The organism is bacterium, assembly GCA_036524115.1.
In the GTDB taxonomy this organism is placed as follows: domain Bacteria; phylum JAUVQV01; class JAUVQV01; order JAUVQV01; family DATDCY01; genus DATDCY01.
Genome location: DATDCY010000027.1, coordinates 1 through 2,296, shown reverse-complemented (window position 1 = coordinate 2,296; position 2,296 = coordinate 1). Strand labels below are relative to the sequence as shown.

Here is a 2,296-nt window from a genome sequence, read left to right as displayed (position 1 = left end):
CGAGCGGCGCGGCGGCGAGCGGCAGCACGAACAGCGCGATCATCACCGGCGGGTCGGGGCTCGACGCAGCGACGTCCTGCCCGCGGACGGGTCGCAGCAGCGCCAGCACGACGCCCGCCGCGCCCCACACGAGCAGCAGCGCGAGCGCGCGCGGGTCGCGCACGAGCATCGAGGCGTCGCCCAGGCCGATCGCGAGCAGCGCGGCGTCGAGCGCGAGCACGACCAGCGCCAGGACGATCGACCGGACCGGATGGGGCCGCGGGGGAGTCACGGCGCGAGAGGCTAGGCGGCGCGCGTCCGCGGGGCAACCGCCTTGCGCCGCACGTGTAAGGGGGCAGCATTCTGACCGCGTTTGAGCAGCGAAGTGACCGCCGGGCGGGCGGGGCTGGTAGGACTGGGCCTGGAGGAGGGTCCAGCGATGGCAGCGACCGTAGCCGCCCTGGAGCGGGCCATGCGTTTTCAGGAGGTCATTCTGCAGGCGACGCGCGGCAAGATGTCGTGGTGGCAGGCGGCCGAGGTGCTCGGCATCAGTCCGCGCACGCTGCGGCGCTGGCGAACCGGGTACCGCAGGTACGGACTGAAGGGGCTGCAGGACAAGCGTCGCGTCGACCGGGCGCCGAACGGGGTGCCGGAGGACGAACTGCGCCGCTGGACGCAGTTGTACGAGCAGCGCTACCGCGGCTACAACGTGCGGCACTTCCACGCGGTGCTGAAGCGTGCCCATGGCGGCTGCCGGTGGTCGTACACGGTGGTGCGGCGGGCCCTGCAGGCGGCGGGGCTGGTGAAGAAGAAGCGTCCGCGCGGCCGGCACTTCGTGCGGCGCGAGCCGCGGGCCTGCGTCGGCGAGCTGCTGCACATCGACGGCAGCCGGCACCGGTGGCTGACGTTGCTCGCGGACCACTGGCAGTGCCTGATCGCCGTGGTCGATGACGCGAGCAAGCGCCTGCTCTACGCACAGCTGGTCGAGCGCGAGAGCACGGCCGCGATCATGACCGCCCTGGTCGCGGTGATCCGCGAGCACGGCATCCCGCAGAGCGTCTACAGTGACCGCGCGGGGTGGGCCACGTTCACCGCGCGCGCCGGGCAACTCGTGGACCGTTCACGCCTGACCCAGGTGGGCCGGGCGCTCAAGCAACTGGGCGTCGAGCACATCATGGCCTACTCGCCCCAGGCCCGCGGGCGCAGCGAGCGCGTCAACCGCACGCTGCAGGACCGGCTGGTCAAGGAGCTCCAGACCGCAGGGATCCGCACCGTCGAGCGCGCCAACCGCTACCTGCGAGAGGTCTTCCTCCCCGAGTACAACCGCGAGTTCGCGCGCCCGCCGGCGGACGCCGAGTCCGGGTTCGTCCCCGCCGGCACCGCCGACCTCGAGACGATCTTCTGCCACCTCGAAACGCGCACCATCCAGCGGGACAACACCGTCACGCTCGACGGCATCGTGCTGCAGATCACGCGCCAGTCGGGCCGTCGCACCTGCGCCGGTCTCGCCGTCGAAGTCCGGCGCCATCTCGACGGCACCCACACGATCCGCTGGGGCACCAAACTGCTGGGCCGCTACAGCGCCCAGGGCCGCGCCCTGAGCGTCGAACCCGTCGTTCACCCGGTGGTGGCCACGGCCACCGCCGTTGCCTAGGACCTGCGGTCAGATCGCTGCTCAAAAGCGGTCAGATGGCTTGCTCTCAACACCGCCTTGCGCCGCACGGCGCGGGCGCACTAGCTTGGCCGCGCTCGCAGCGGACCCATCCCGGAGGCGGACGCCGCCATGAACCTGCTCGGCCAGTTCCACCCGCAGATCGTGCACGCGCCCGTGGCGCTGCTCGTCTTCAGCGCCTTCTTCGCGATCGTCGGCCGGCTGTTCGACCGCGAGTGGGTGCGCCGGGCGTCGGTCCTTCTGCTCGTCTTCGGCTTCCTCGGCGCGTTCGCAGCCGTGCAGTCGGGACAGGTCGCGCACCGCGTGCCCGAGCACGACCAGGGCGTCTCCGAGGAAGCGATCGACGAGCACGCGCTGCTCGGTCGCTGGACCCTGTGGGTGGCGGGCGCGGCGGTGATCGCGCAACTCGCCGCCTCGCGGTTCCCGGGCGGCGCGGCGGGCGCGGTCCCGGCGCTGGCGCTCGTGCTGCAGCTCGCGGCGGGGGTCCTGGTCGGCATCACGGGCTTCCACGGCGGCAGGCTGACGTACGAGTACGGCGCGAACGTGCGGATCGGCGGCGTGCTGGTGAAGAACCCCGGCGCCGGCGCGCACGAGCGCGGCGCGGAGGCGCGCGCCCCCGGCGGCGAGACGGCTGAAGCCGGCGAG

At 72.8% G+C, this 2,296-nt stretch carries 3 protein-coding genes; 2 read left to right on the top strand and 1 reads right to left on the bottom strand.

What is annotated here, in order from left to right; all coding sequences use genetic code 11:
- Window positions 1-271, bottom strand: a 271-nt coding sequence (locus VI078_01355) for a hypothetical protein (GenBank protein ID HEY5997937.1), incomplete at its 3' end; no start/stop codon positions are given.
- 147 nt (window positions 272-418) lie between these two features.
- On the opposite strand from VI078_01355, the gene VI078_01350 reads away from it, so the two are divergent.
- Together VI078_01350 and VI078_01345 are read left to right on the top strand one after the other, a co-directional pair.
- Entirely contained in the window at window positions 419-1,633 is a 1,215-nt protein-coding gene (locus tag VI078_01350; protein ID HEY5997936.1) for an ISNCY family transposase, read from the top strand.
- A 129-nt stretch (window positions 1,634-1,762) separates the two neighbouring features.
- Window positions 1,763-2,296, top strand: a 534-nt coding sequence (locus tag VI078_01345) for a DUF2231 domain-containing protein (GenBank protein HEY5997935.1), incomplete at its 3' end; no start/stop codon positions are given.

Excerpts from the sequence above, each read along its gene's own strand:
- VI078_01350 (HEY5997936.1), top strand. The coding sequence starts at position 419 with ATGGCAGCGACCGTAGCCGCCCTGGAGCGGGCCATGCGTTTTCAGGAG.